This is a genomic window from Hymenobacter sp. BRD128 (assembly GCF_013256625.1).
Classification (GTDB): Bacteria; Bacteroidota; Bacteroidia; order Cytophagales; family Hymenobacteraceae; genus Hymenobacter.
On sequence record NZ_CP053908.1, the window covers coordinates 806,843 to 831,047 of the forward strand.

At 62.2% G+C, this 24,205-nt stretch carries 16 protein-coding genes and 1 pseudogene; 8 read left to right on the top strand and 9 right to left on the bottom strand.

The window, feature by feature from the left end; genetic code table 11:
- Window positions 1-413: 413 nt before the first annotated feature.
- A complete protein-coding gene (locus tag GKZ68_RS03645) occupies window positions 414-893 on the top strand; it encodes an organic hydroperoxide resistance protein (protein WP_173110813.1) in 480 nt (159 codons plus the stop codon).
- A 245-nt stretch (window positions 894-1,138) separates the two neighbouring features.
- Window positions 1,139-1,681 (top strand): hypothetical protein, encoded by a 543-nt coding sequence (locus tag GKZ68_RS03650; RefSeq protein WP_173110815.1) that lies wholly within the window; start codon window positions 1,139-1,141, stop codon window positions 1,679-1,681.
- 75 nt (window positions 1,682-1,756) lie between these two features.
- Here the strand turns inward: GKZ68_RS03650 and GKZ68_RS03655 are convergent, their stop codons facing one another.
- From GKZ68_RS03655 to sucC, 4 genes are all read right to left on the bottom strand, one after another.
- Complete coding sequence (locus GKZ68_RS03655) at window positions 1,757-2,023, bottom strand: hypothetical protein (protein WP_173110817.1); 267 nt, start codon at window positions 2,021-2,023, stop codon at window positions 1,757-1,759.
- A 149-nt stretch (window positions 2,024-2,172) separates the two neighbouring features.
- The gene (locus GKZ68_RS03660; RefSeq protein ID WP_173110819.1) at window positions 2,173-2,670 is read right to left on the bottom strand and encodes a hypothetical protein; all 498 of its coding nucleotides are present in this window, start codon (window positions 2,668-2,670) and stop codon (window positions 2,173-2,175) included.
- A 125-nt stretch (window positions 2,671-2,795) separates the two neighbouring features.
- Complete coding sequence (locus tag GKZ68_RS03665) at window positions 2,796-3,776, bottom strand: aldo/keto reductase (RefSeq protein ID WP_173110821.1); 981 nt, start codon at window positions 3,774-3,776, stop codon at window positions 2,796-2,798.
- Between the two features lie 209 nt (window positions 3,777-3,985).
- A complete protein-coding gene (gene sucC / locus GKZ68_RS03670; RefSeq protein ID WP_173110823.1) occupies window positions 3,986-5,182 on the bottom strand; it encodes an ADP-forming succinate--CoA ligase subunit beta in 1,197 nt (398 codons plus the stop codon).
- A 180-nt stretch (window positions 5,183-5,362) separates the two neighbouring features.
- On the opposite strand from sucC, the gene GKZ68_RS03675 reads away from it, so the two are divergent.
- The 3 genes from GKZ68_RS03675 (at window position 5,363) to GKZ68_RS03685 (ending at window position 9,240) form a co-directional block, all read left to right on the top strand.
- On the top strand, window positions 5,363-6,019 hold the full coding sequence (locus GKZ68_RS03675) for an ABC transporter ATP-binding protein (RefSeq protein WP_173110825.1): 657 nt from the start codon (window positions 5,363-5,365) through the stop codon (window positions 6,017-6,019).
- 261 nt (window positions 6,020-6,280) lie between these two features.
- Window positions 6,281-7,093: a hypothetical protein gene (locus tag GKZ68_RS03680; RefSeq protein WP_173110827.1), complete on the top strand. Its 813-nt coding sequence runs from the start codon at window positions 6,281-6,283 to the stop codon at window positions 7,091-7,093.
- 194 nt (window positions 7,094-7,287) lie between these two features.
- The gene (locus GKZ68_RS03685) at window positions 7,288-9,240 is read left to right on the top strand and encodes an ATP-dependent DNA helicase RecQ (protein ID WP_173110829.1); all 1,953 of its coding nucleotides are present in this window, start codon (window positions 7,288-7,290) and stop codon (window positions 9,238-9,240) included.
- 72 nt (window positions 9,241-9,312) lie between these two features.
- Here the strand turns inward: GKZ68_RS03685 and GKZ68_RS03690 are convergent, their stop codons facing one another.
- From GKZ68_RS03690 to GKZ68_RS03710, 5 genes are all read right to left on the bottom strand, one after another.
- Window positions 9,313-9,612 carry a rhodanese-like domain-containing protein gene (locus GKZ68_RS03690; RefSeq protein ID WP_173110831.1) on the bottom strand — a complete coding sequence of 100 codons (300 nt, stop codon included), beginning with the start codon at window positions 9,610-9,612 and terminating at the stop codon, window positions 9,313-9,315.
- A 27-nt stretch (window positions 9,613-9,639) separates the two neighbouring features.
- A complete protein-coding gene (locus GKZ68_RS03695; RefSeq protein ID WP_173110833.1) occupies window positions 9,640-10,080 on the bottom strand; it encodes a hypothetical protein in 441 nt (146 codons plus the stop codon).
- Between the two features lie 171 nt (window positions 10,081-10,251).
- Window positions 10,252-12,216, bottom strand: coding sequence for a T9SS type A sorting domain-containing protein (locus GKZ68_RS03700; RefSeq protein WP_173110835.1), 1,965 nt, complete (start codon window positions 12,214-12,216; stop codon window positions 10,252-10,254).
- Window positions 12,217-12,298: 82 nt separating this feature from the next.
- Window positions 12,299-13,060, bottom strand: coding sequence for a PASTA domain-containing protein (locus GKZ68_RS03705; RefSeq protein WP_173110837.1), 762 nt, complete (start codon window positions 13,058-13,060; stop codon window positions 12,299-12,301).
- A gap of 128 nt (window positions 13,061-13,188) precedes the next feature.
- Window positions 13,189-15,924: a D-alanine--D-alanine ligase gene (locus GKZ68_RS03710; protein WP_173118151.1), complete on the bottom strand. Its 2,736-nt coding sequence runs from the start codon at window positions 15,922-15,924 to the stop codon at window positions 13,189-13,191.
- Window positions 15,925-16,118: 194 nt separating this feature from the next.
- Here GKZ68_RS03710 and pgk point away from each other — a divergent pair.
- From pgk to GKZ68_RS03725, 3 genes and pseudogenes are all read left to right on the top strand, one after another.
- Window positions 16,119-17,308: pseudogene (pgk, locus tag GKZ68_RS03715) on the top strand (phosphoglycerate kinase).
- A 154-nt stretch (window positions 17,309-17,462) separates the two neighbouring features.
- Complete coding sequence (locus tag GKZ68_RS03720) at window positions 17,463-18,224, top strand: hypothetical protein (protein WP_173110839.1); 762 nt, start codon at window positions 17,463-17,465, stop codon at window positions 18,222-18,224.
- 683 nt (window positions 18,225-18,907) lie between these two features.
- Window positions 18,908-24,193 carry an FG-GAP-like repeat-containing protein gene (locus GKZ68_RS03725; protein ID WP_173110841.1) on the top strand — a complete coding sequence of 1,762 codons (5,286 nt, stop codon included), beginning with the start codon at window positions 18,908-18,910 and terminating at the stop codon, window positions 24,191-24,193.
- Window positions 24,194-24,205 lie beyond the last annotated feature (12 nt).

Consider the following 24,205-nt stretch of genomic DNA (forward strand, 5'->3'; position numbering starts at 1 on the left):
CTATCCATATCACTTATTGAAAGAATAACCGGGCTGCTAGCCGCTGGTTTTTCAGCTGCCGCCGACCGAAAGTGGCGTAGAGCGGTTCCATAGCCGGTCCTGTTCGGCTCGGTGAAGACCTGCGCCGCCTGCTGGCGCACCTGCGTTTTCTAGCGGCTGGGTTGTTCCACCGGTACTGGGTAGCGTGTGGCCAACCCGGCCAGTGGGTGCCGTGCCGTCAGGGTGACTAACGCAACTTCTGCGTTGCACTCAGCAGGGCGGCGGCGACGGGGGCATTTTGGGTGGCGCTGCCTAAGCTAGCCGCCAGAAGCAGTTCAAACTTTTGGAAATTCTATCCTTGGGCTAGCCCCGGCACAACCCTGCGGGGCAAAAATCGGTTAGCCTACCCTAACCCTGCTAATTTTCATTTCCACATGGACTCTACTAAAAATACCCTCTACACGGCTGATGCGACGGCCGTGGGTGGCCGCAGCGGCCACGTGCGCTCCGCCACTGGTATTATTGACCTCGATATGTCGGTGCCCGAAGGCCTCGGCGGCAAAAAAGGCGCTACCAATCCCGAAGAATTATTCGCGGCCGGCTATTCGTCGTGCTTTCAGCAGGCGCTGCTCGTTATTGCGCAGCGTAATAATGATAAACTCGACCCCGGCACCGAGGTAAAATGCTCGGTAACACTGTTTCAGGAGGGTGAAGGCTACGGTCTGAGCGCCGTGCTCGATGTAGACCTGAAGTCTTTTGACCGCGACAAAACTATCGAAATGGTGCGTCAGGCCCATAAAATCTGCCCCTATTCGGTAGGCACGCGCGGCAACATGGAGGTGGAGCTAAGGGTCCAAGGCCAAGCCGTGCCCGTGCAGGCCGAAGAAAATGCCGGGGTAGCCGAAGGCAAGTAAAACGCTCGGTAGCTAGCTACACTTAGTCGAAAGGGCTCATCTGCCAAGCAGGTGGGCCTTTTGCTGGGTACCATAAGCTGGGGCCACCCTGCCTCATACTTCTATTGCCTTGTGCCGCTTGTCATTGGCGGCAGAGCCACCAGGCCGGCCGCCAGCTTAGGCGCCCGCACCTTTTGCGTAGCAGCATGCGTAAGAAGCCCATTACCTTTGGGCTAGCTGCCACTAGCGGCTTTTGCTTATCAATGATGAAAAAAATACTCCTAGTAGTAGGCGCTGCCGCCGCGCTCGCCTCGTGCCGCGAAGCCGGTACCGCCGTTCAGAGCCATCCCTCGGCCTCGGGCACCGCCGATGCCAAAGTGCTGCGCTTCGACACCACTTTTCTAAAAACGGGCACCACCCGCACCTATCCGCATACTTATACCGGCAAAATGCTGGTAGGCCAGACCAAGAAAGTGGCTGTGCCCGTGCAAATTAACTGGACAACGGTGGAGCAGGCGGGCTGCCCGCAGGTAGCCGCCGTGCAAGTATATCAGCTCAATGGCAGCGACCGCCGCACCAGCCTGACGGCCAAAGCTATGCGCGATGCCGTGTGCAAGCCGGGCCAGCAGCCGGCCGGGGCTGTTCGCCCCGGTAGCAATGCTTCGGCCTACACCGGGGCTGCTTACCTCAAATTAATTGGCGAGGCCCGCGAAATTCACCGCACTACCTCCGTCACATTCACGCTCAACGGGTTAGGCTACCACGATACCCTCGATGGCGACTCGGCCACTACCAGCAGCGTGCAGTAAAAAACGAGGGCTGCCAAATGCAAAAAGCCCCGGCTGCCAAGCTAGCCGGGGCTTTTTGCGTTGATATTATTGCTGTTAATTCAGGTAGATGCGGTGCGTGAGCTCGAAGCGGTGGGGTGCGAAGGCATTGTAGTAGGGCGCCGGGCCATCGAAAGTGAGCACGTGCACCAGCGGAATGCCTTCGAGGCGGCTTTCAACCACGCGCACGGGGTATACCTCGCCCACCGCTGGCCAGTCGCCGCCGTGGTTGGCCGGCCGGTTGTCGGCATCGACGCAGCGGGCATAATCGAGGTAGGGGGCCGCCGTTGTGGCTTCGGCCAGGGTGTAGCTAGCAACTTCCATAGGGCAAAGGGATGAGGAGCAAATAAATACGAAGTAACGCCGCAAAATGTTGGCCCGTGGCCAGCTTGCGAATAGCAGCCCTAACACGCGCACCGAGTCAGAAGTTTAAGCTTGCCCGGTTTTTGCCAGCGGCAAGGCTAGCGCGCTTCTTAGTTGGCGGGCCGGGGCAGGGCGTACTGCTTGCGGTCGAGCACCACGTAGCCACTCTGCCAATACCGCCCCAGGTGGCGCGGCGAAAGGCTGCCTGCGCCGGGCACCAGATTACTGATAGCTAGCCGTAGCACGTGGCCGTTGAGCCAGTATTCTTCCAGAATAACCTTGCTGCTGGTTTTAATATAATAATGCTCCTGCACGCGGCCATTGCGGCGGTAGCGCGTCACGTGCCGCCACTGTAGCCGAGTCGTGGTGGCTGCTCCTGCGGTGGCTACTATGTCTACCACGCCGCGCACCACCTGCCGCCGGAGGCGCTGCGTATGCATGTCGGTGCTAAAGTAAGCGCTCCGGGCCTGCACTTGCTGCCGCAGCTGCGTGGCTTGCCGCAGCAGCGTGTCGCGCGCGGCAAGGGCTTGGGCGGGGTCGGCAATAATCTGGGCCTGGGCGGCCGTAGCAGTCAAAAAGGTGGCTAGTAGCCCCAGTCGGTATAGCATGCGCAACAGAATAATGAAGCGCGAAGGTATTCGCTTCCTGTATCTGCTCCGTGCGGGGAAATAAAAAAAAAACAGGCTTCTTCCCAATCGCTGCTGAAAAGAAGCCTGTTACGCAATAGCCCAGCCTAGCTGAAGCCCAGCACCGGATGCGGCTGATACGGCGCTTCCAGCCGCGTTATTTCATCCTCCGAGAGCCTGACGCCCACGGCCGCCACGGCGTCTTCGAGGTGGCCGGGTTTGCTGGCCCCCACAATAGGCGCCGTGATGACGGGCTTGCTCAGCATCCAGGCCAGGGCAATCTGGGCGTTGGGCAGGCCGTGCTCCCGGGCAATTTCCGTCACGCGGTCGGCCACCGCAAAGTCATCGTCGCGGCCGTAGAGGCTTTTGCCAAAGGCGTCGGTTTTGGCGCGCTCCGTCTCGTTACGCTCCTTCGAGCGCCCACCCGTGAGCAAGCCCCTAGCCAGCGGCGACCACGGAATAACCCCGATGCCCTGGTCCTGGCACAGCGGCAGCATCTCGCGTTCCTCCTCGCGGTACACCAGGTTGTAGTGCGGCTGCATACTCACGAAGCGCGTCCAGTTGTGCTTGTCGGCCAAGTACAGCGCCTGCGCAAACTGCCAGCTGAACATACTGCTAGCCCCGATGTAGCGGGCCTTGCCGGCCTTCACTACGTCGTGCAGCGCCTCCAGCGTTTCCTCAATCGGCGTGTCATAGTCCCAGCGGTGAATCTGGTAGAGGTCTACGTAGTCGGTGCCCAGCCGCTTGAGGCTGGCGTCGATGGCGCTCATGATGTGCTTGCGCGACAAGCCCTTATCATTCGGTCCCGGCCCCATGGGGTTGAAAACTTTGGTGGCCAGCACCACTTCATCGCGCTTGGCAAAGTCGCGCAGGGCGCGGCCCACCACTTCCTCGCTAGCCCCGTTCGAGTACACGTCGGCCGTGTCGAAGAAGTTGATGCCCAGCTCCAGGGCTTTTTGAATAAACGGCCGGCTAGCCTCCTCCTTAAGGGCCCAGGGCCAGCGCTCGGTGGGCGTGCCGTAAGTCATAGTGCCCAGGCAAATTTTGGAAACCTGCAAGCCAGTTTTTCCTAAGCGGGTAAATTCCATCGTGGAAAAGGGAGTAAGGAAGTGATTAAAAGAATAAACAGCACGTCATGCTGAGCTTGTCGAAGCATCTCTACCGCGCCGCTAGGGTATCGTGCGGTAGAGATGCTTCGACAAGCTCAGCATGACGCTCACTGAGTTTAGGTAGTAAACCAAAAAAGCCCGCCTGGGTTACCAGACGGGCTTTTCTTATTGCTAGTGAGCTAGCGCAATTACGCCATTGCCAGCACTTCTTTTACGCGGGCGGCGGCGTCTTTCAGCAGGGTAGCCGAATACACTTTCAGGCCGCTCTCGTCGATGATGCGGGCACCTTCTTCAGCGTTGGTGCCTTGCAGGCGCACGATGATGGGCACGCGGATATCGCCGATTTTCTTGTAGGCTTCCACCACACCGTTGGCTACCCGGTCGCAGCGCACGATGCCGCCGAAGATGTTGATGAGGATGGCCTTCACGTTCGGGTCCTTCAGGATGATGCGGAAGCCCGCCTCCACCGTCTGGGCATTGGCTCCACCCCCTACGTCGAGGAAGTTGGCGGGCTCGCCGCCGCTCAGCTTGATGATGTCCATGGTAGCCATGGCCAAGCCGGCGCCGTTTACCATGCAGCCCACGTTGCCGTCGAGCTTCACGTAGTTGAGGTTGCTTTCGCTAGCCTCCACTTCCAGCGGGTCTTCCTCGTTGAGGTCGCGCAGGGCCACAAAATCCTTGTGGCGGTAGAGGGCATTGTCGTCCAGGGTCACCTTGGCGTCCACGGCCAGGATTTTATTGTCCGACGTTTTCAGCACCGGGTTAATCTCGAACATGGCCGAGTCGGTTTCGTCGTAAGCCTTGTATAGCGCCGTTACGAACTTCACCATCTCCTTGAAGGCATCGCCCGAGAGGCCGAGGCCGAAGGCGATTTTGCGGGCCTGGAAGCCTTGCAGGCCCACTGCGGGGTCCACAAACTCCTTGTGGATTTTCTCGGGGTGCGACTCGGCCACCTCCTCGATGTCCATGCCACCCTCGGTGGTGTAGATAATCACGTTCTTACCCGACGTACGGTCGAGCAGCACGCTCATGTAGTACTCCTTGGTGGGGCTTTCGCCGGGGTAGTACACGTCCTGGGCGATGAGCACCTTGTGTACCTTGCGGCCTTCGGCGCCGGTTTGCTTGGTCACGAGCTGCATGCCGATAATCTGGCCGGCGATGTCTTTTACCTGCTCCAGGTTCTTGGCGAGCTTCACTCCGCCGCCCTTGCCCCGGCCGCCGGCGTGAATCTGGGCCTTGATAACGTACCAGCTGGTGCCGGTTTGCTCGGTGAGCTTTTTGGCGGCTTCTACGGCTTCTTCGGCAGTGTCGGCGGTGAGGCCTTCCTGCACGCGCACGCCATACTTTTTCAGGATTTCCTTGCCTTGATACTCGTGAATATTCATCGGAGGGGGTAGGGGTGGAGTTTTTTGCTGGCGCGAAGGTAGGGCCGGGATGCCGCTTGTCATTGCCGCGCGCTACTCCGTTGCGCTCGCAATGACAGAATAGAGGAAGGCTATCGCCCAACGCCCGGCCGCCTTTGCGCGTAGCTTTGCCCTAGTACTGTCTGTTTTCCTTCGTTCGCTTTGCTACAAGCCATTAACCTCCGTAAAAGCTACAACTCGCTGGAAGTGCTCAAGGGCATCGACCTCACCATTCAACGGGCCGAAATCGTGAGCATCGTGGGGTCGTCGGGGGCTGGCAAAAGCACGCTGCTGCACATCCTGGGCACGTTGGACAATCCCGACTCGGGCGAGGTGCTCTTCGATGGGCAGTCCGTTACGAGCCTGGGGCGCACCTCGCTGGCCAAGTTTCGCAACCGCCACATCGGCTTCGTGTTTCAGTTTCACAACCTGCTGCCCGAGTTTACGGCCATCGAAAACGTGTGCCTGCCGGCCTACCTCGCCGACCGCTCCGAGAAAGAAGTGCGGGTGCGCGCCCGCGAATTGCTCGGCCTGCTCAACCTCGACCACCGCGTCGACCACAAGCCGAGCGAAATGAGTGGCGGCGAGCAGCAGCGCGTGTCGGTGGCCCGCGCCCTCATCAACTCGCCCGAAATCATCTTTGCCGACGAGCCCAGCGGCAACCTCGACTCCAAGAACGCGCAGGAGCTGCACGAACTGTTCTTCTGGCTGCGCAAGGAGTTTGGCCAAACCTTCGTCATCGTGACCCACAACGACACCCTAGCCCAGATGGCCGACCGCACCATCGTGATGCGCGACGGCCACATTCTGGAGGAGTAGGGCTAGCTGTTTTCCCAAGAGAACGTCATGCTGCGGTAAGCTCAGCATGACGTTTTTTTTAGGCGGCTTTTAGCAGAAAGTCAGCGCTAAGGCAGTTGGAAAATCAACCTATCAAAAATAATTTTCAAACCTCATTTAAAGTGTCTGATAATCAGCGATAAAATTTACTAAAAAAATTGGCTTTCGTGGCACTATCTTTGGCCCAGGGTAGTTTGATATGCGTACTACAGAACGATAACCGGCCGCTGGCCACCCCACACCATGACCGAAGTCACCAAAGCCCCGAAAGAAGCTACCGTTGCCAAGAAAGCCGCTCCCCGCGCGGAGAGCTATGACATTGCGAAGTCGGACGAGACGTTCGACCTGGCAAAGGACTTGGCCAAGTTTATCAAAGAGAACAAGCTCACCACGAATGTGCAGGGCAAGGAGTTTGTAAACGTGGAGGGCTGGCAGTATGCCGGCTCGCGCCTGGGTATCGTGCCCATCGTGGAGCACGTCATCAACCTCAGCAACGAGCAGGAGTTGAAGTATCAGGCCAAAGTGACACTGTTTGACCTGCGGCACGGCACGACGGTAGGTGCCGGCTTCGCCATCTGCTCGAACAAGGAGAGCGGCAAGAAATTCTACCAGGAGTTTGCCATTGCCAGCATGGCCCAGACCCGCGCCATCGGCAAGGCTTACCGCAACATCCTGGCCTGGATTATCCGCGCCGCCGGCTACGAGCCTACCCCCGCCGAGGAGATGGAGTATAGCGGCAACGTGCCCGCGCCCGCCGTGGCCCCGGCCGTAGTGGCCGAGCCTGCCCCCGTGATGCGCGCCGTCACTACGGCCCCCGCCGCGCCGGCCGAAGCCCCGGCCGCCGAAGCTGCTGCTCCGGCCCCGGTGCAGTACGCCACGGCTAGCCAGAAAGAGGAGATTATCCGCCTGCTGAACCACCCGCTCATCACGCGCCAGGAGAAAACCAAGATGCTACTCAACATCAACCGCCTCGATGAGGAGCGCGCTACCCAGGCCATTGCCAAGCTGCGCAAAGCCATTGAGGACCGCGAAGGCACGACGGCCGTAGCCGCCTAAGCCCGCTAGCCTTAAGTTTTTGAAGAGAAGCCCGGTGCCGTAAGGTGCCGGGCTTTTTTTGGCGTCTTCATCCCGTCCGTCTGTCATGCCCATCTGGCGTCCCGAAGGCGGCATCTTATCAGGTTCGAACGACTTATTCTAGCTCGATAGGATGCTTCGCAAGCTCAGCACGACAGGCAGCGTAATTTTGCTTTATGCCCGATGCCCGCACTATACCCAGCGCCGACCCGCTCGCCCTGCTGCGCCAGTATTGGGGCCACCAGCAGTTTCGGCCAGGGCAGCAGGAGATTATCGAGGCGGTGCTGGCCGGGCGCGATGCGCTGGCCCTGCTGCCCACCGGCGGCGGCAAAAGCGTATGCTTCCAGGTGCCGGCGCTGGCTAGGCCGGGCATCTGCGTGGTGGTGACGCCGCTCATCGCCCTCATGCGCGACCAAGTGGAAAACCTGCGCAGGCGCGGCCTCAAGGCCGAGGCCGTGTACGCGGGCATGAGCCACCAGGAAATCGACCAGGCGCTCGACAACTGCGTGTATGGCCGCGAGGTGAAGTTTTTGTATGTCAGCCCCGAGCGGCTACTCACTGACCTGTTTCGGGCGCGAGTGGCGCGTATGAGCGTGGGCCTGCTGGCCATTGATGAGGCGCACTGCCTCTCGCAGTGGGGCTACGATTTTCGGCCGCCCTACCTGCGCATCGCCGAGCTGCGAGCGCTGCTGCCGCCCGAGGTGCCGTGCATTGCCCTCACGGCCACCGCCACCGGCCAGGTGCGGCAGGATATTGTGGAGAAGCTCAACTTCCGGCCCGGCTACGGCATTTTTACTCAAAGCTTCGCTAGGCCCAGGCTCTCCTATTCGGTGCTGCAAACCGAGGACAAGCAGCGCCGCCTGCTGGAGGTGCTGCGCGGCGTGGGAGCTAATAAAACGGGTATCGTGTACGCCCGCACCCGCCGCCAGGCTGAGGACACGGCCGCCTGGCTGAGCCAGCAGAAGCTGCCCGCCGCCGCCTACCACGCCGGCCTGCCCGCCGAGCAGCGCATCCGCATTCAGCAAGACTGGCTAGCCGATAAAACGCGCATCATCGTGGCTACCAATGCTTTCGGGATGGGTATCGACAAGCCCGATGTGCGGGTAGTGGCTCACCTCGACGCGCCCGCCACCCTCGAAGCCTACTACCAGGAAGCGGGCCGCGCCGGGCGCGACGGCCTCTACGCCTTTGCCGTGCTGCTCAGCGGCCCCGCCGATGCCGACAGCCTGCGTAGGCAAGCGCAGCTTGCCCACCCGCCGCCCGATGTGGTGCGCCGGGTGTACCAGGCGCTGGCCAACTACTCGCGCACGGCCGTGGGCGGCGGCGAGCTGGTGGCGTTCGACTTCGACCTCGGCGCCTTTGCCGAAACCTACCGCCTCAAGGCCGTCGATGCCCACCACGCCCTCAAGATGCTGGAGCAGCAGGGCTTTGTGCAGCTCACCGAGGCCGTGAACCAGCCGGCCAGGGTGCAGCTCATTAGCAATCAGCACGATTTGTATCAGTTTCAGGTGGCCAATGCCCAGCACGACCAGCTTATCAAGGCGCTGCTCAGGCTGTATGGCGGCGAGCTGTTTGTGGCATTTCAGGCTATTTCAGAAAGCGCGCTAGCCCGGCATCTGCGCCAAAGCACTGTGGACGTGACGCGCCAGCTGCGCTACCTGCACAGCACCGGCGTATTGCACTACCAGCCCCGGCGCGAGCTGCCGCAGGCGCTCTTCCTCACGCCGCGCTACGACGCTGCCCAGCTGCCGCTCGATGAGCGCCGCCTCAAGGCCGCCAAGCGGCTCACTGAGCATCAGACCAGGGCCGTCATCGACTACGCCGCTAGCCTCACGCAGTGCCGCCAGCAACTGCTGCTCGACTACTTTGCCGAGCCCGATGCGCCCGCCTGCGGCGTGTGCGACGTGTGCCTGGCCCGCAAAAAAGCCCGGCAAGCGCCCGAAAGCGCCGCCGGGCTGCAAGCCGGACTACTCGACTTATTGCGCGCCGCGCCGCTGCTGCCGCGCCAGGTAGTGGCCCGCTACCCGGCCGCCGAGGCTTCGGCCGTAACAAACGCTCTGCGCGAACTGGTGGAGCTGGGCCAGCTGACCTACGCCGCCGACGGCCGGCTGGGGGCGCGGCATGAATGAGTTAGCATGGGGAAGGAAGAATTCTTCGGATGAAAAATTTCTCATTTTCCACGCTAACTCATTCATTTTAACCTAACTGCCCTGGTAGGCCATAATGCCACCTTCCAGGTTGCGCACATTGGTGAAGCCTTGCTGGGTCAGAAAAGCCTTGGCGGCTGAGGAGCGGGCGCCGCTCTTGCAGTGCACGATAACTTCTTGGTCTTTATGGTCTTCCAGGTCGTCGAGATGCTGGGGCAAGGTGCCGAGCGGAATGTTCTGGCTGCCGCTGATGCGACTTTCCTCAAACTCCCAGGGCTCGCGCACGTCGATGATGGTGGGTGTTTCGCCGGCTTGCTGGCGCTGGTGCAGTTCGGAAGCGGTGATGTCGGGCATGGTAAAAAGGAGGAATAAGAGAAAAAATTAGGCGGGCGGCAGATTCTCCAAATCCTGCGCGTCCTGTGGCCGGTTAGTGGCGGCTTTGGTCTTACGCAGCGCCGCCAGGTTGATATAGCGGATGGGAACGTCGGCGATGTCAGTGACCAAGGCGTTGGCCGCGCATTCCTCAAAGGTGACTTCTTTAAGCTGCGTCAGCAGGTCAATCCATAAATCCTGACGACTAAATGACAGAAAGTTGGGTAGGGTCAGAAAGTCATTTTCTTCAAACTCGCCCTGCGTAAAGCCGTATTTTTCCAGCGCCCGCACTGTTCGCTGCGCATTCTCCGGCGTTGGCCGCACCAGAATATCGATGTCGCCAGTGGTGCGCGGAAAGCCGTGGGCAATAACCGCATAGCCTCCAACTACTACGTACTCAACGCCCTCGGCGTGGAATAGGCGTAGCAGACTTAAGTACTCGCTCTCCATACGTGCGGGCGGGGTTGGCGGGGTTGGCGGCGTATATCTGCCGGGCTTCGGCCATGAGCCGGGCGGCGGCGGCCAAGCGCTGTTGGGGCGTAAGGCTCCACCAGTACGCGCGTTGGGCCGCATCTACGTCGGCTTTTTGTTGTGACTTGATAACCAGCATAGCCCGCAAATTTATTCCACTACCAGGCGGCGGGTAGCCGTGCTGCCATCGGGCAAAGTTAGCTGCACCAGGTACACGCCGGCGGCCAAGCTAGCCGGCAGGCGCAGGGTGGGCTGGCCCGCCTCGGTGGCGGGCTGCTGCCACACCGGGCGGCCCAGCACGTCGAGCACCACCGCGCGGCGGAAAGGCGGCCCGCTCACGGCCACGGCAATGCCGGTCGGAGCAGGGTTAGGATACAGACTGAACTGCGCATTCACGGCCTGCTGGGCTTGGGTGGCGAGCACGCCGTTGTTCATCACGGCGCGCATCATAATAGTGCCGGGCGTGGTGAGCGTGGGCGCCGACCACGCATTCTGCTTGTTATAAAACAGCGTCGGCGCCGTCGAGGCGTTGTTCAAATCGAAGCCGTAGGGCAGAAACTGCCCGTTAGATGCCTGTCCGTAGCCGATATAAAACCGCCCCGACACCGGCACCGGCGTCGCAAACGGAACGTCGATAAACACCTGCCCGCTCGTGGGCAGGGGGTTGGGCAGCACGGCGGTCTGGGTGGCCAGGGGCGTATTGGCGGGCTGGCCGTTGTTGTCGGCCCACACGGCCACCGTCACCGAGCGGTTCTGGTAGTTTTCGCCGCCCTGCGCCAAGGGGATATTATTGAAAACCGGGGCTAGCCGGATGGCCTTCACCTGGTCGCTCTTGGCCGCCGTGATGGGGTAGGCGTAGTACGAAACCGGCCCCGTGCTCTGGGCCGGCAACGTCAGAAAAGACTCGGCCGTACCATCATCGAAGGCGTAGTAGTCAGCCAGCTCCAGGTCGCGGTAGGTGGTGTCGTTGGGCAGCGTGAGCGGGTTGGTTTCGTTGGTTTGCAGCGCCAGCGTGTAGCGGTAGCGCCGGGTGGTGGTAGCGGCTGGCAGCGGCGCCGTGCGCGCATCGCCGCTGATAACCACCTGCCGCGCCCCGGCCAGCAGCGGCTGATTACCGGTAACCCAGGTGCCACCCCCGAAGCCCCCGCCCGTCAGCTCGCGCACCGTGCCCAGCCAGCTAATGGGCGTAGGGTTGCCGCTGGGCAGCAGGTTGTTGACGGTGGCCGTCATGGCCGGGTTGAGCGGGCTAGCGGTGCTGGCGGCATACTGCCAGGCCGGCATGGCCGTGTAGCTTTGGAGCGGACTACTGAGGCCCCGGCTGGTGGCAATATCTTGAAAGATAGTATCGTTGGCTGCCCGGTTGGCGTTCAAATAAATATAATCCAGCCCAAACGCGTCGCGGCTCGACGCTTGGTTGCCTGAGGCCCGAAACCGAAACCGAAAGCCGCTGTGATAATAGCTGGCTTGGTTGAGCGGAAAAATCTTCTGCCAGAACCGGGTGGTTTTACCCTCGGCATTGTAAGTCCAGATAGTATTCCAGCGCCCCACATTGTCCAAAAACTCCAGCGTCAAAAACACCGGGGCGCCGCTGCTAGCGGCCACCGGCGCCCCGGCCAGCGTGCCCGCCTGCCAAGCGTAGCTGAGGTACAGGTTATTGGCGGGCGAATAACCGCTCAAATCAATAGGTTGCGAAGTAAGTGTATCGGTGGCGCTGTAAAACGAGGCCGAGCCGGGCGTGTAGGGCTGGCCATTAGCGCGCAGGCCGTCGAGCGTGGCGGTGCCGCGCGTGAGCGGCTCAATGGCCAGGCGATTGCTCACGTAGGCCCCGCCGCCGCCGTAATGCTGCGTAAGGCCGCTGCCATCGGGGTAGCTGGTGGTGGCGGGCTGCCAGCGCAAAGGGCTGGGCTGGCCATCGCGCGGCAAGGTAAAGTCCTCAAAAAAAGGCAGCGCCAACGCCGCCGTGCGCAGCGTGGCGGTGCTGGCCGTTGCGCTGGCCGCCCGGCTAGGGTCGGTGCTCAGCGGCTGGGGCGTGAGCACGAGCGGCGTGGTTTGCGCCTGTGCCATCAGGCTCAGGAGCACGGCCGGCAGCCCGAGTAAGCGGAGTAGTTGGTTCATAAACGGCTGGCTTATTCTAAAAAAAACGTCTGTCATTGCTACGGAGTGCGCGCAATGACAGACGTTTTACTACCCTAAAATATTACTCCGCTATCCACAAATCTACCAGCTGGCCCATCCGAATGGTAGCGCCCGGCGCGGCCACCGGCCGCTGGCGCACCACCGTGCCGGGCGCCTGGCCGGTTTCGGCGGGCTGCTTAAATACTTCGCCCACTTCCAGGTGCTGGCCGGCTAGCAGGGTGCGGGCCTCATCCTCGGGCATGTTCACGAGGTTGGGCATCGCAAACTCGGTGTTGCCGAGGCCATCGCCCACTTCCAGGTCTACCTTGGTGCCCTTGGCGATGGGCGCGCCGGCCGCTATTTCGCGCCCGCCTACCGACTGCTTCAGCACGGCGTCTTTGGCCACGTTGGGCACCAGCTTTATCTGGCCGATGGTGAGGTCGTAGCTAGCCAGAATAAGCTGGGCATTTTTCACCGAACCATCGGTCAGCTTGGGCATCTTGATGACCGGCGGACGGCGCATGGCCACCGAAATGTAGATTTTGCGGTCCTGCTTCACCTTTTCGCCGGGCGCGGGCTCCTGCGTCAGCACCGTCAGGGGCCGGGTGCCGGGCGCATAGCTGCTGTCATCCACGAAGTACGCCAGGTGGTGCTCGTCGAGGTAATTCTCCAGGTCGGCCAGGTTCATGCCCGTTATTTTAGGCACCACAATGGTTTCGCCGTGGTGCGTGGTAATGGGCAGGTACACGTAGAAAAAGCCCAGCACCAGCGCCACGCCCAGCGCCACAATCAGCGCCAGGTGCTTGAATACGTCGAACCAGGTATCGGATTTAAAAAAGGACATAGTGCAAAAGAACGTCGTGCTGAGTTTGCCGAATCCTCTCGCGTGGGTTAGTAACTTAAGCGCTGAGCGATTGAATTAGTCTACCATGCGAGAGGCTTCGGCAAACTCAGCTTGACGTTCGCATTTAATTAATTGCGTGTGAGTGTTTTCGCCTGCCGCGCCTTGCCAAAGTCCAGAATCCGGTCGATAAACTGGTAGGGCGTGTAGCCCGCCAGCGCCGTTTGGTGAAAAATACAAGTCGCGGGCGTCATGCCGGGCAAGGAATTGACTTCAATAATAAGCACCTCAATAGCGCCCGACTCGCGCACCCGCACAAAGGCGTCGATGCGGGCGTAGCCCTCAATGTGCAAAATCTCGGCCACCCGGCGCAGCACCCGCTTCACCTCGTCGCTGATGCGCTGGCGCTCGGCCGGGTCCTGGGCGTAGCGGGCCGGGGTAATATTCTGGCCCTCGCCGGCCAGAAATTTCTCCTCCAGGCTCAGCACCTCGCCGGTAGCCAGGGCCTCGCTAGCCTCAAAAACCTCGATTTGCAGCTGGCCTTGCGCATCATACGAAGTCAGCAAGCCGCCCGTGATTTCCAGGAACTTAGCCGCGCCATCGGGGCCAATGAGCGTTTCCACCAAAAAGGCGTCTTTCTGCGGAAATTCCTCCTTGAAGCCCAGGTGCAGCACCTCGGCCGGGCCCACGAGCAACGGCTCCTCGCGCCGGAAAATCTGCTCGCTAAAGGCCGCCAGCTCGGCGCGGTTCTTAATCTTTTTCACCGCCGACGAGCAGCCGTCGTCGGCCGGCTTGGCGATGAAGGGGTAGCCAAACTGACTTTCGAGGCTGCGGTAGAAGGCCTCGGGGTCGGCTAGCCACTCCAGGCGCTGGGCCAGGCGGTGGTCGGCCACGCGCAGGCCGGCCTCGCGCAGGCGGCGGTTGGTTTCAAACTTGTTGATGGTCACGGCCGAAGAGGCCGCGCCCGAGCCGTTGTAGGGCAGGCCGTATTTCTCCAGCTCCTGCTGCAAGGCCCCGTCTTCGCCGGGCCGGCCGTGCAAGGCAATGAACACTTCGTCAACCTTTGCGGCCAGCTCCGCAAACGAGAGGCGGCGCGGCGCGGCCACCGGCTGCCCGGCGTAGGTGCCGGTGATGCCGCGGGCCTCCTGCCGGATGCGCGCCAGCACCGGGTGGCTGGCCTCGCCGGCCTCGGCGTGCTCGATTTTCTCGCGGATGTCGTCCGCGTTATCCTTGAGCATCACGTTGATGGGCAGCTCGTAGAGGCGGAACTCCTCGCTGTTGCCGGCCAGGAACACCGGCACCGGCCGGTACTTCACGCTCGAAGAAAGCTTTTCGTAGATATTACGCCCGCTCTCCACCGAAATGTGCCGCTCGGACGAGTAGCCGCCCATAATCACGGCCACCCGGATGCGGTCGTCCTGCACTTGCTGGCGCGACTGGATATCGGCATCGAGCGTGGCCAGGGCCGCGCCGAGCTGCACCGGCTTCATGCCGTTGCGCCGCCGCGCATTCAGCGAGGTGCGGATGATGTAGGTCAGGAACTGGCTGGGGTTCAGCCCAATCTCGGCCGCCTGGTGGAAGAAGAACGAGGCCGGCAGCATGCCGCTCGTAGTGTTCGGGTCGTTGAGGAAGATGGTGCCGTCGGCCTGAATGAAGCCATCAAGCCGCGCATACACCTCGAAGCCGAAGGTGGCGAACATCTGCTGCGCCTCCTGCCGGATGCGCTCGATATCGGCCTCGGGCAGGTCGATGGGCGTCACCTTGCGGGCCAGCCCCGGCAGGTACTTGGCGCGGTAGTCGAAGACTTCGGTGCCCTTCACAATTTCGGTAGGAGGGAGGGCTAGCGGGGCGCCGTTCTCGTCTTCCACCACAATGCACGAGAACTCACGGCCGGCCACGAAGCTCTCGATGAGTACCTGAGTTTCGCCAGTCGTGCTCTGGATGTTTATTGCATCAGCCTCCCAATAGAATTTCTCCTTGATGTTATCAAGCAAAGTTTCTGGATGATAAATAAGCTTTTGTTGTGCGGCTAAAACCTTATTAAGACTCATTGGCAATCCTATCGCAGTTACCGGCAGCCCGATGCCTTCGCGAATATCAGCCAACTGCCGTACCCATGTGCGTTGGCCTTCTTCGTCCATCGCTTCCCATTCAGCTTTGGTGAGCGTGCGGCGAAACAGCGCACGGTCTACGGCGGCGCTGAACTGCGCCGGGTCTTTCTCCCGCACAATGCTGATGCCGATGCTGCTGCCCTGGCGCGGCGCCTTCAGCACCAGCGGCAGGCCTAGCTCGCGGCCCAGCATCGACAGCAGCGCATCGGGTTCTGCGGCGGTCCAGTCGGCGGCGGTAAGCACGTAGAAATCGGGCGTGGCTAGCCCGGTGGCTTTCAGTAATTTCTTCTGCGCGATTTTATCGATGCCGAAGGCCGAGGGCAATATCCCCGAGCCCGAGTACGGGATACCCACCCACTCCAGCAGGCCCTGAATGGCGCCATCCTCACCGCCCGGGCCGTGCAGGGCCAGGAAGGCAAAATCCATGAGCTGGGGCAGCTCGCTGGCCTCCACCTGGCGGCCGACGTGGCTGATAAGCTCCGTGAGGGCCGCGGGGCTCAGCTCGCCCAGGCTTTCGATGTAGACCTGCCAGGGGTGGCGCGTGTCGGGCAGGGCGGCCACGGGCGGGTAAAAATCGCGGATGGTGCCCTTGTAGAGGTACTGCCAGTCGAGCAGGATGAAGTGCCCCTGGCTGTCCACAAAAATGGGAACGGGCTGAAACAGACCCTTATCCAGATTGTCAAACACGGTGCGCCCGCCGGCGAACGAAATCTCGCGCTCGCGCGAGGTGCCCCCAAAGAAAATGCCGATTCTCATCATACTGGGCGCAAAGGTACGGGGGCGGAAGGTGGGGCCGTAAATGCTTACGTTTGTCCTTGCGAGCGCAGCGCGGCAGTCGCAGCCGAACGAGTGGCTAGCACATCCGTATCGTTCTACTCAGGTCGTTCGGGTGCGATTGCCGCGCTGCGCCCGCAAGGACAGCTGATTTTTTCACTTCTTCACATTTACCCGTGAACACCCTCGCCAACTACAACTTTGCCGGCCACCGCGCCGTGACGCGCGTCGATTTCAATGTGCCGCTCGATAAAGACCTGCGCATCACCGACGACACCCGCATCCGGGCGGCAACGCCCACGATTCAGAAAATCCTCAACGACGGCGGCTCGGTGGTCTTGCTCTCGCACCTGGGCCGGCCTAAGGGCGGCTACGAGAAAAAATACTCGCTCGAAAGCCTGCGCCAGCGCCTCCAGCAGGAATATGGCCGCGACGTGCAGTGGGGGGCGACGTGCTGAGCGATGAGGCGCTGGCCGCCGCGCAGGCGCTCCAGCCCGGCCAGGTGCTGCTGCTCGACAACGTGCGCTTTCACCCCGAGGAAGAAGCTGGTGACGAGGCGTTTGCCAAGCGCCTGGCTAGCCTTGGCGACGTGTACGTGAACGACGCTTTTGGCGCTGCGCACCGCCGCCATGCCTCCACAACCGTGATGGCCCACTACTTTGCGCCCGAAAACCGGGTGGGCGGCCTGCTGCTGCAAGGCGAATTGGACAACGCTAAGAAGGTGCTCGACAACCCGGTGCGCCCCTTCACGGCCATTATGGGCGGGGCCAAGATTTCCGATAAAATCCTGATTATCGAGCGGATGCTGGATAAGGTAGACAACCTGCTCATCGGCGGGGGGATGGCCTACACGTTTGCCGTGGCCGAGGGTGGGCACGTGGGCAGCTCGCTGCTCGAAGCCGACAAGGTGGAGCTAGCCAAGAGCCTCATTGAGAAGGCTAAAGCCAAGGGCGTGAACTTGGTGCTGCCCGGTGATAGCCTCATCGCCGACAAGTTTGCCAACGATGCCAACGTGGACGTAGCCGCTAACCTCGATATACCGACCGGCTGGATGGGCCTCGACCTCGGCCCCGACGCCCGCGAGCAGTTTGCCGACATCATCCGCGACTCGAAAACCATCCTCTGGAACGGCCCGATGGGCGTGTTTGAGATGAGCAATTTCTCGCTCGGCACCGAGTACGTGGCCCGCGCCATTGCCGAGGCCACGGCCGAGGGTGCCTACTCGCTCATCGGCGGCGGCGATTCCGCCGCGGCCGTGCAGCAGCTCGGCTACGGCGACCGCGTGAGCTACATCTCGACCGGCGGCGGCGCCCTACTCGAGTTTATGGAAGGCAAGGAGCTGCCCGGCGTAGCTGCCCTGGGCTAGGGTCTAGCCCGCTCCTTTAATAGAAAAATAACCGTCTGTCATTGCTTCGCAGGCTCGCAATGACAGACGGTTTTGCTTGTGCGCTAGGGTGCTTTCAGCAACTCGGCCACCGTGCAGGCAGTATAGCCTATACCCTCATTCCATCCCTTTTCCCATGACTAACCACGAAGAAGAATACGCCAAAATGGCGCGCCTAGCCTACCGCGAGCTCACCGACCAGCGCCCGCAGTGGGAGAGGCATAGCCCCGCCATGGTGGCTGATTTTGAACAGCTTAATAATTTCCTGCAAGCCTTCGATGAGGTAGCCAGCCGCACCGGCGGCCACGCCGGCCAGGGCGAGCCCAATGCCCGCGACGAAGCTGAACACGCCGCCGAAGTAGCCGCCGGCCGCATTGTGCGGGGCCTGCGCGTGCTGCAGCTCAGTGTGCCCAACCCGGCCATTGCTACGGCCGCTGGCTACACCCCTAGCAGCCTCAACCCGCTGCACGGCGAGGAGCTGCTGAACGCGCTTAATACTATCGCGGGCGCGGCGGCGGGCGTGGCTCCGCTGCTCGCCACCGAAGGTGTGAGCGCTGACCACCTGCAAGCTCTCGACGATGCCATTGCGCGCTACACCCCCCTAGCCACACTCAATAATAGCAACGTAAAGCAAGGCGCGGCCATGGGCGACACCGTTCGCCAAGTAGTAAAAGGCCTGCGTGCCGTGTTGCACCGCCTCGACGCCCGCATCGACAACCTGCGTGATGAAATACCGGGCCTAGCCCAGCGCTATGACGATGCCCGCCGCAGCGATAGCACCTACGTAGCCCAGAGCAGCGGCCCCGGCCCGCTCGAAGGTGGCGACGGCTCAGAGGGCGGTATCGGCCGCGTAGCGGCCGGCAATGCCTTCGGCCCCGAAGCGCAGCCTTTCCAGTAAGACAGTGAGCTTGCCGGTAGCTCGATAGGAGGTCATAGCGTAGGCTCTATGCAATTGCCGAAGACTGATTAATCATTAATAGTCAGTAAGATATCGAAAAAAGACTGCCCTAACGGGCAGTCTTTTTTTTGTTGATAATCACCTCTGCGTTTGGAATGGTGACCCCGCCCGGCGGCGGGTAGCGGGAGTGTAAATTACTGATTTTTAAGTATTGCGTCCTGGTAGAGCAGCTGCTGAATTTTACGCAGTCGCTAGGCCGCCTTACTCTGGCAATTCACCAGGAGGGTGGGGCGGGCTAGCGAGGCATCGCTGCTTGAGAAAACAGCTGCGTAGTCGATTCTCTTCTCTATCCGCGCCTGCTATGCACAAACTTACCTACAACCCTGGCATAGCGCGAGCATTGCTGCCTGCGCTATGCCAGGGTGGCTTTGCCCGCAGCATCTAGTAGTGCCGGTCGGCGTGCCGTGCCTTACTGGCAAAGCCTACTTCGGGCGACTACAAGCCATTGATTGCCGGCCCGCTAGCCTTGCCAGCGCTGGCACTAACCCCAATCCGGAATACCGGCCTGCTCACTCCGGCCACATTGCTAGGCTGCCCGCTAGTGGCGGCCGAAGGCTAAGAGACTTGCTGATGACCACTACGATTCACTCGTTGATTTTTTCACTACCAAACCCTGCCTACTTATGAGCAAACTTTCTACGCTGCTTGCTTTAGCGCTGCTAAGCACTGGGCCGGTGGCAATGGCCCAGGCGCCCGTCGTCACTGCGGTGTTTCCCGCAGCAAACAGTCTCGGCAACGACACTGGGGGTAGCGCTGTCGTCATCTTCGACCGGGCGCTGAATGCGGGTTCTGCTTCCGCTTTAAAAGTATTCAGCAGCCAGCGCGGGGGCCTGCTGACGGCCAGCAGACCCGCTACGGTCGTCAGCAACTCGCTCACCTACTCAGCTAGTGGCCGAAATTATCGGTATGGCGAAACCATTACGGCGGTGCTGACCACGGCCGCCCAGAGCAGCAGCGGGACACCCCTGGCCACGCCGCGGGTATGGCAGTTCACTACGCTCACGGCGCCGGGCACGGGAAGCTTCGGGGCTAAGACGGATTACATGACTGGGGCCGGGGCTTACGGCGTGGCGCTGGGCGATGTAAACAACGATGGGCAACTGGATATGGTGGTGGCCAATTACGGGGTAGGCTCCATTATTGGCAACACGGTGAGTGTGCTGCTAGGTGCCGGGGCCGGTAGTTTTGGTGCCAAAACGGACTTTGCGGTGGGCAACAGCCCCATTGCGGTGGCGCTGGGCGACGTAAACAACGATGGGCAACTGGACATTGTCACAGCCAATGCTAGCGGCTCCTCCCTGTCGGTGCTGCTGGGTACGGGCACGGGTAGCTTTGGTGCCAGGAGCGACATCTTCGTTAGCAGCGCCCCTTTCGGGGTAGCCCTCGGCGACTTGAATGGCGACGGCAACCTAGATGTGGTAACCGGCATGCCGAATGGTAACCAGGTACTATACCTGCTGGGCGATGGCACCGGCAACTTAAACACCCAACGTAATTACCTGACTACCGGCGGGTCGCCCTACGACGTGGCGCTGGGCGACCTCAACAACGACGGGCGCCTCGACATCGTGACGGCCAACAACACCTTTGGCGGGGGCAACGCGGTTTCGGTGCTGCTCAACGGCCCTAACCTGCAATTCAGCCCCAAAGCCGATTACAGCACCGGCTCCAGCGCCAACAGCGTTGCCCTGGGCGACGTGACCGGCGATGGCAATTTGGATATAGTAGTTGCTGGCAGCAATACCGGGCTGTCGGTGCTCCGGGGCTCTAGTACGGGCAGCTTTACTTTGCTGACCAGCTATACCGGCGACGGAAGCTATGTCCGGCTAGGCGACGTAAACGGTGATGGCAACCTGGATGCCGTCAGCGTTTCGATTGGCCTCAACCGGGCTTCGGTCCGGCTGGGGGCGGGCAATGGCTCCTTCGGGACCATCGCCAGCTTTGCCACCGGCGCCAACCCCTACGGCCTGGCGCTGGGCGACCTTAATAACGACGGCCGCCTCGATATAGCAACGGCTAACAATGCGGCCAGCACCGCCTCGGTGCTGCTGGGCCAGGCCGGGCCGCCCACGCTCACCGCCCTCAGCCCCCGCCTGGCCACGCCCGGCACCGCCCTTACGCTGACCGGCACCAACCTGATGGGTACCACCGCCGTCACTTTCACCGGCGCGGCCGGCCAGAAAGTAGTGACCAGCGGTTTCACGGTGAACGCGGCCGGTACCCAGATTACCGGCGTGGTGGTGCCGCCCGGCGCCCAAAGCGGCCCCGTAACCGTAACGACTGGCAGCGGCAGCAGCGCCGGGAGCATGGGGGGCGTGTTTTGGCGGGCCTCGGTAGTAGCGGTGGAAAACAACCATTCGGTGGCAGTGCGAGCCGATGGCACCCTTTGGGCCTGGGGCTGGAACAACTATGGCCAGGCAGGCGCGAATGGTAGTGCCAACGTGCTGGTGCCAACCCAGCTAGGCACTGGCACCAACTGGGTGAGCGTGGCGGCCGGTGCCTATCATAATTTGGCTTTGCGGGCCGATGGCACCATTTGGGCATGGGGCCTGAATAACGGCGGGCAGTTGGGCAACGGAAACTCCGGCGTATACGTGGCGCAACCCAACCCGACACAGGTAGGCACCGGCACCAACTGGGTGAGCGTGGCGGCCGCTTATAATTACTCGGCGGCCATCCGGGCCGATGGCACTATGTGGAACTGGGGATTAATCACGATTCCGGGTGCCGGCCAGACGAATAACATAACACAAATAATTACGCCGAACCCGACGCAAGTAGGTACCGCTACAAATTGGGTAACCGTAACATGCGGCACATCGCACATGGCAGCCGTGCAAGCCGATGGGACGCTCTGGACCTGGGGGTATAACGGCGCCGGTGCGCTGGGCAACGGCACTCAAAATAACGCTCAGGTGCCGACGCAGGTAGGCACCGCTACCAACTGGGTAAGCGCAACGGCGGGCAACGACTATACAGCGGCCGTGCAGGCCGATGGAACCCTTTGGGTGTGGGGCAACAACAACAGTGGACAGGTGGGCGACGGCACCTTCGCAAACCAACGGTTAAGCCCGGTGCGGATTGGAACCGGCACTGCCTGGATGAGCGCGGTGGCGGGCGCCTACCGTACCCTGGCGGTGCAGGCTGGCGGGACACTCTGGGCCTGGGGCAATAATGGCAGTGGACAGGTAGGTGATGGCACTACCACCCAGCGCACCAGCCCCGTGCAGGTGGGCTCGGCCACCAACTGGGTTAGTGCTGCGCTTGGGCACGGCAATCACAGCCTGGCCGAGCAAAGCTGCCACTCTCTCTGGGCCTGGGGCGATAATACCTACGGCGAGGTGGGCGACGGCACCACTACCCAGCGCAACAGCCCGGTGCAGGTGTATAACCCCGTCAGCCAGCTTAGTAGCCTCACGCCCAGCAGCGCCGCCGCGGGCACTACTGTGGCGGTAACGGGCACCAACCTGGCCGGCATCACGGCCCTGACCGTGAATGGTGCCAGCGCCCTGGCCAGCGTGACGAACAACACAAACGGCGGCTTCAGCTTCGTGGTACCGGCCGGGGCTACGCCGGGCCTGGGCACCGTGACGGTGGCGGCTGGCTGCAACACGGCCAGCGCGGCGTTCACGGTATTGGCCGTGCCCAGCCTGGCTAGCCTGAGCCCGGCCAGCGGCCAGGTAGGCAGTACGATTGCTATCAACGGCAGCAACCTGACGAGCACGACCACCATCACCTTCGCCGGCAGCAGCGGCAACACCGTAACCACGGGCTTCGCGGTGAACGCGGCCGGCACACAGATTACCGGCGTGGTGGTGCCCAGCGGAGCTACTACCGGCAACGTGACCGTGACTACACCCAGCGCCATCAGCAACGGGCTGGCATTTACTATTACTTATCCTGACCTCACCGTCAGCACCGGCACCAACGCCAGCCCCACGACCGTAGCCGGCGGCACCTACAATTCCATAACCGTGACGGGCAACGGCGTGGCCCAGCTCACGGGCAGCACCACGGTGAACAGCGCCGTGACGGTGAGCGGCACGCTGCTCACCAACTGCCAGCCGCTGACGGGCGCAGCCAGCTTTACGGTAGCGGCCGGGGCCACGCTGGGTATTTGCGACCCGGCCGGGCTCAGCAGCGCGGCCGGTACCGGGGCGGTGCAAACCACCGGCCCCCGCAGTTTCTCGGCGGCGGCCAGCTACCTCTACAATGGCACGGCTGCGCAGGCAACCGGCAACGCCTTGCCTAGCCAGGTGATGAACCTGACTATCAGTAACCCCCAGACCGTAACGCTGACTCAGCCCGTGCAGGTGAAGCAGGTATTGACCCTAGCCAGTGCAGGCAACCTTGACCTCAACGGCCAGGCCCTCACGCTGCTTTCCGATGCCAGCGGCACGGCCCTGGTGGTGAACAGCGGCAGCGGCGTAGTGCAGGGCCGCACCGGCACCATGCAGCGCTACCTCGACGCCAGCGGCAATCTCGGCAGTAGCGGTTACCGCCACTACAGCGCCCCGGTAACGGGCAGCACGGTGGGCGACCTCGCCACCGGCACATTCACGCCCACGCTCAACACGCAGTACAATAGTAGCACAACGCCCACGGCCGTGACGCCCTTCCCCACGATGTTTGGCTACGATGAAACCCGGCTGGCTAGTTCGCCGGCTACCACCCTGAGCGCCTTCGACCGGGGCTGGTATTCGCCGGCTAGCCTGAGCGATGCGCTGGCCGTGGGCCGGGGCTACACCGTGGAGCTGGGCAACAACGAGCTAGTCGATTTTACGGGCACTTTCACCACCGGCCCGCAAACGCTCGGCGGCCTCACGCGGGGCACGGATGCCGACGCGGGCTGGCACCTGGTGGGCAACCCGTACCCGGCGCCGCTCGACTGGGGTACGGTGGCGGGGAGCCAGTTCACGGGGGTGCTGCCCGCCATCTACATCTACCAAAGCACCGGGCCCTACGTGGGGCGGTACCGCTCGCTGGTCAACGGCATCGGGGCGGGCACGGGGCTGATTCCGGCCGGGCAGGGCTTCTTTGTGCGGGCCAGCACGGCGGGCGCTACGGGTAGCATCGCGCTCACCAACGCCAACCGCGCCACCACCTTTGCCGGCCAGCCGGCCCTGCAGCGCACCGCTGCCGACCTGCGCCCCCGCCTGCGCCTGAGCCTGGGGGCCGGCAGCCTGCCCGCTAGCCCGGCCACTGCCCTCGACGAAACCTTCGTGTACCTCGAAGCCGGGGCCACGGCCGCCTTCGACGGAGCCTTCGATGCCTGCAAGCTGGCTAACCCCAGCGGCTACTACCTGGCCAGCGCCAGCACCGACGCCCCGGCCCAGCCCCTGAGCATCAATGGCCGCGCCCCGCTAGGCCCGGCCGAGGAGGTAGTGCCGCTGTGGCTGAGTGTGCCGACCGGTGGCACCTACACGCTCACCGCTACCGAGCTGGCCAACTTCACGACTTCGGCCGGCGCCGCTACGCTCTACCTGCGCGATGCCCTTACCGGCACGCTCACTAATCTCAGCCAGCAGGCCAGCTACTCGTTTGCGGTGGCGGCGGGCGCACCTGCTGCTGGGCGCTTCGCGCTGCTGCTGCGGCCGGCCGGGCCCCTGGCCACGGCCCCGGCGCTGGCCGGCGCGCTGGTTAGCCTCTATCCCAATCCGGCCGCTGCCGAAACCACGCTCAGCGCCACGGGTCTGCCTGGTCTAGCCACTACGCTCGACGCGGTGCTGCTCGATGCGGTGGGGCGGCAGGTGGGGCACTATACGCTGCCCGTGCGCCAGGGGGCCGCCAGCCAGCCACTGCCCACGGCCGGCCTGACGAGTGGGCTCTACCTGCTGCGTGTGAGTGTGCGCGATGCGCGTGCCCAGCCCCTGGCCCAGCTGCCTACCCAGCGTCTGAACATACGCTAGTGAACATTATTC

Excerpts from the sequence above, each read along its gene's own strand:
- GKZ68_RS03680 (WP_173110827.1), top strand. The coding sequence starts at position 6,281 with ATGACCGAAGTCACCAAAGCCCCGAAAGAAGCTACCGTTGCCAAGAAA.
- GKZ68_RS03665 (WP_173110821.1), bottom strand. The coding sequence starts at position 3,776 with ATGGAATTTACCCGCTTAGGAAAAACTGGCTTGCAGGTTTCCAAAATT.
- GKZ68_RS03655 (WP_173110817.1), bottom strand. The coding sequence starts at position 2,023 with ATGGAAGTTGCTAGCTACACCCTGGCCGAAGCCACAACGGCGGCCCCC.
- GKZ68_RS03720 (WP_173110839.1), top strand. The coding sequence starts at position 17,463 with ATGACTAACCACGAAGAAGAATACGCCAAAATGGCGCGCCTAGCCTAC.
- GKZ68_RS03700 (WP_173110835.1), bottom strand. The coding sequence starts at position 12,216 with ATGAACCAACTACTCCGCTTACTCGGGCTGCCGGCCGTGCTCCTGAGC.
- GKZ68_RS03690 (WP_173110831.1), bottom strand. The coding sequence starts at position 9,612 with ATGCCCGACATCACCGCTTCCGAACTGCACCAGCGCCAGCAAGCCGGC.
- GKZ68_RS03650 (WP_173110815.1), top strand. The coding sequence starts at position 1,139 with ATGAAAAAAATACTCCTAGTAGTAGGCGCTGCCGCCGCGCTCGCCTCG.
- GKZ68_RS03685 (WP_173110829.1), top strand. The coding sequence starts at position 7,288 with ATGCCCGATGCCCGCACTATACCCAGCGCCGACCCGCTCGCCCTGCTG.
- sucC (WP_173110823.1), bottom strand. The coding sequence starts at position 5,182 with ATGAATATTCACGAGTATCAAGGCAAGGAAATCCTGAAAAAGTATGGC.
- GKZ68_RS03645 (WP_173110813.1), top strand. The coding sequence starts at position 414 with ATGGACTCTACTAAAAATACCCTCTACACGGCTGATGCGACGGCCGTG.
- GKZ68_RS03705 (WP_173110837.1), bottom strand. The coding sequence starts at position 13,060 with ATGTCCTTTTTTAAATCCGATACCTGGTTCGACGTATTCAAGCACCTG.
- GKZ68_RS03725 (WP_173110841.1), top strand. The coding sequence starts at position 18,908 with ATGAGCAAACTTTCTACGCTGCTTGCTTTAGCGCTGCTAAGCACTGGG.
- GKZ68_RS03710 (WP_173118151.1), bottom strand. The coding sequence starts at position 15,924 with ATGAGAATCGGCATTTTCTTTGGGGGCACCTCGCGCGAGCGCGAGATT.
- GKZ68_RS03660 (WP_173110819.1), bottom strand. The coding sequence starts at position 2,670 with ATGCTATACCGACTGGGGCTACTAGCCACCTTTTTGACTGCTACGGCC.
- GKZ68_RS03695 (WP_173110833.1), bottom strand. The coding sequence starts at position 10,080 with ATGGAGAGCGAGTACTTAAGTCTGCTACGCCTATTCCACGCCGAGGGC.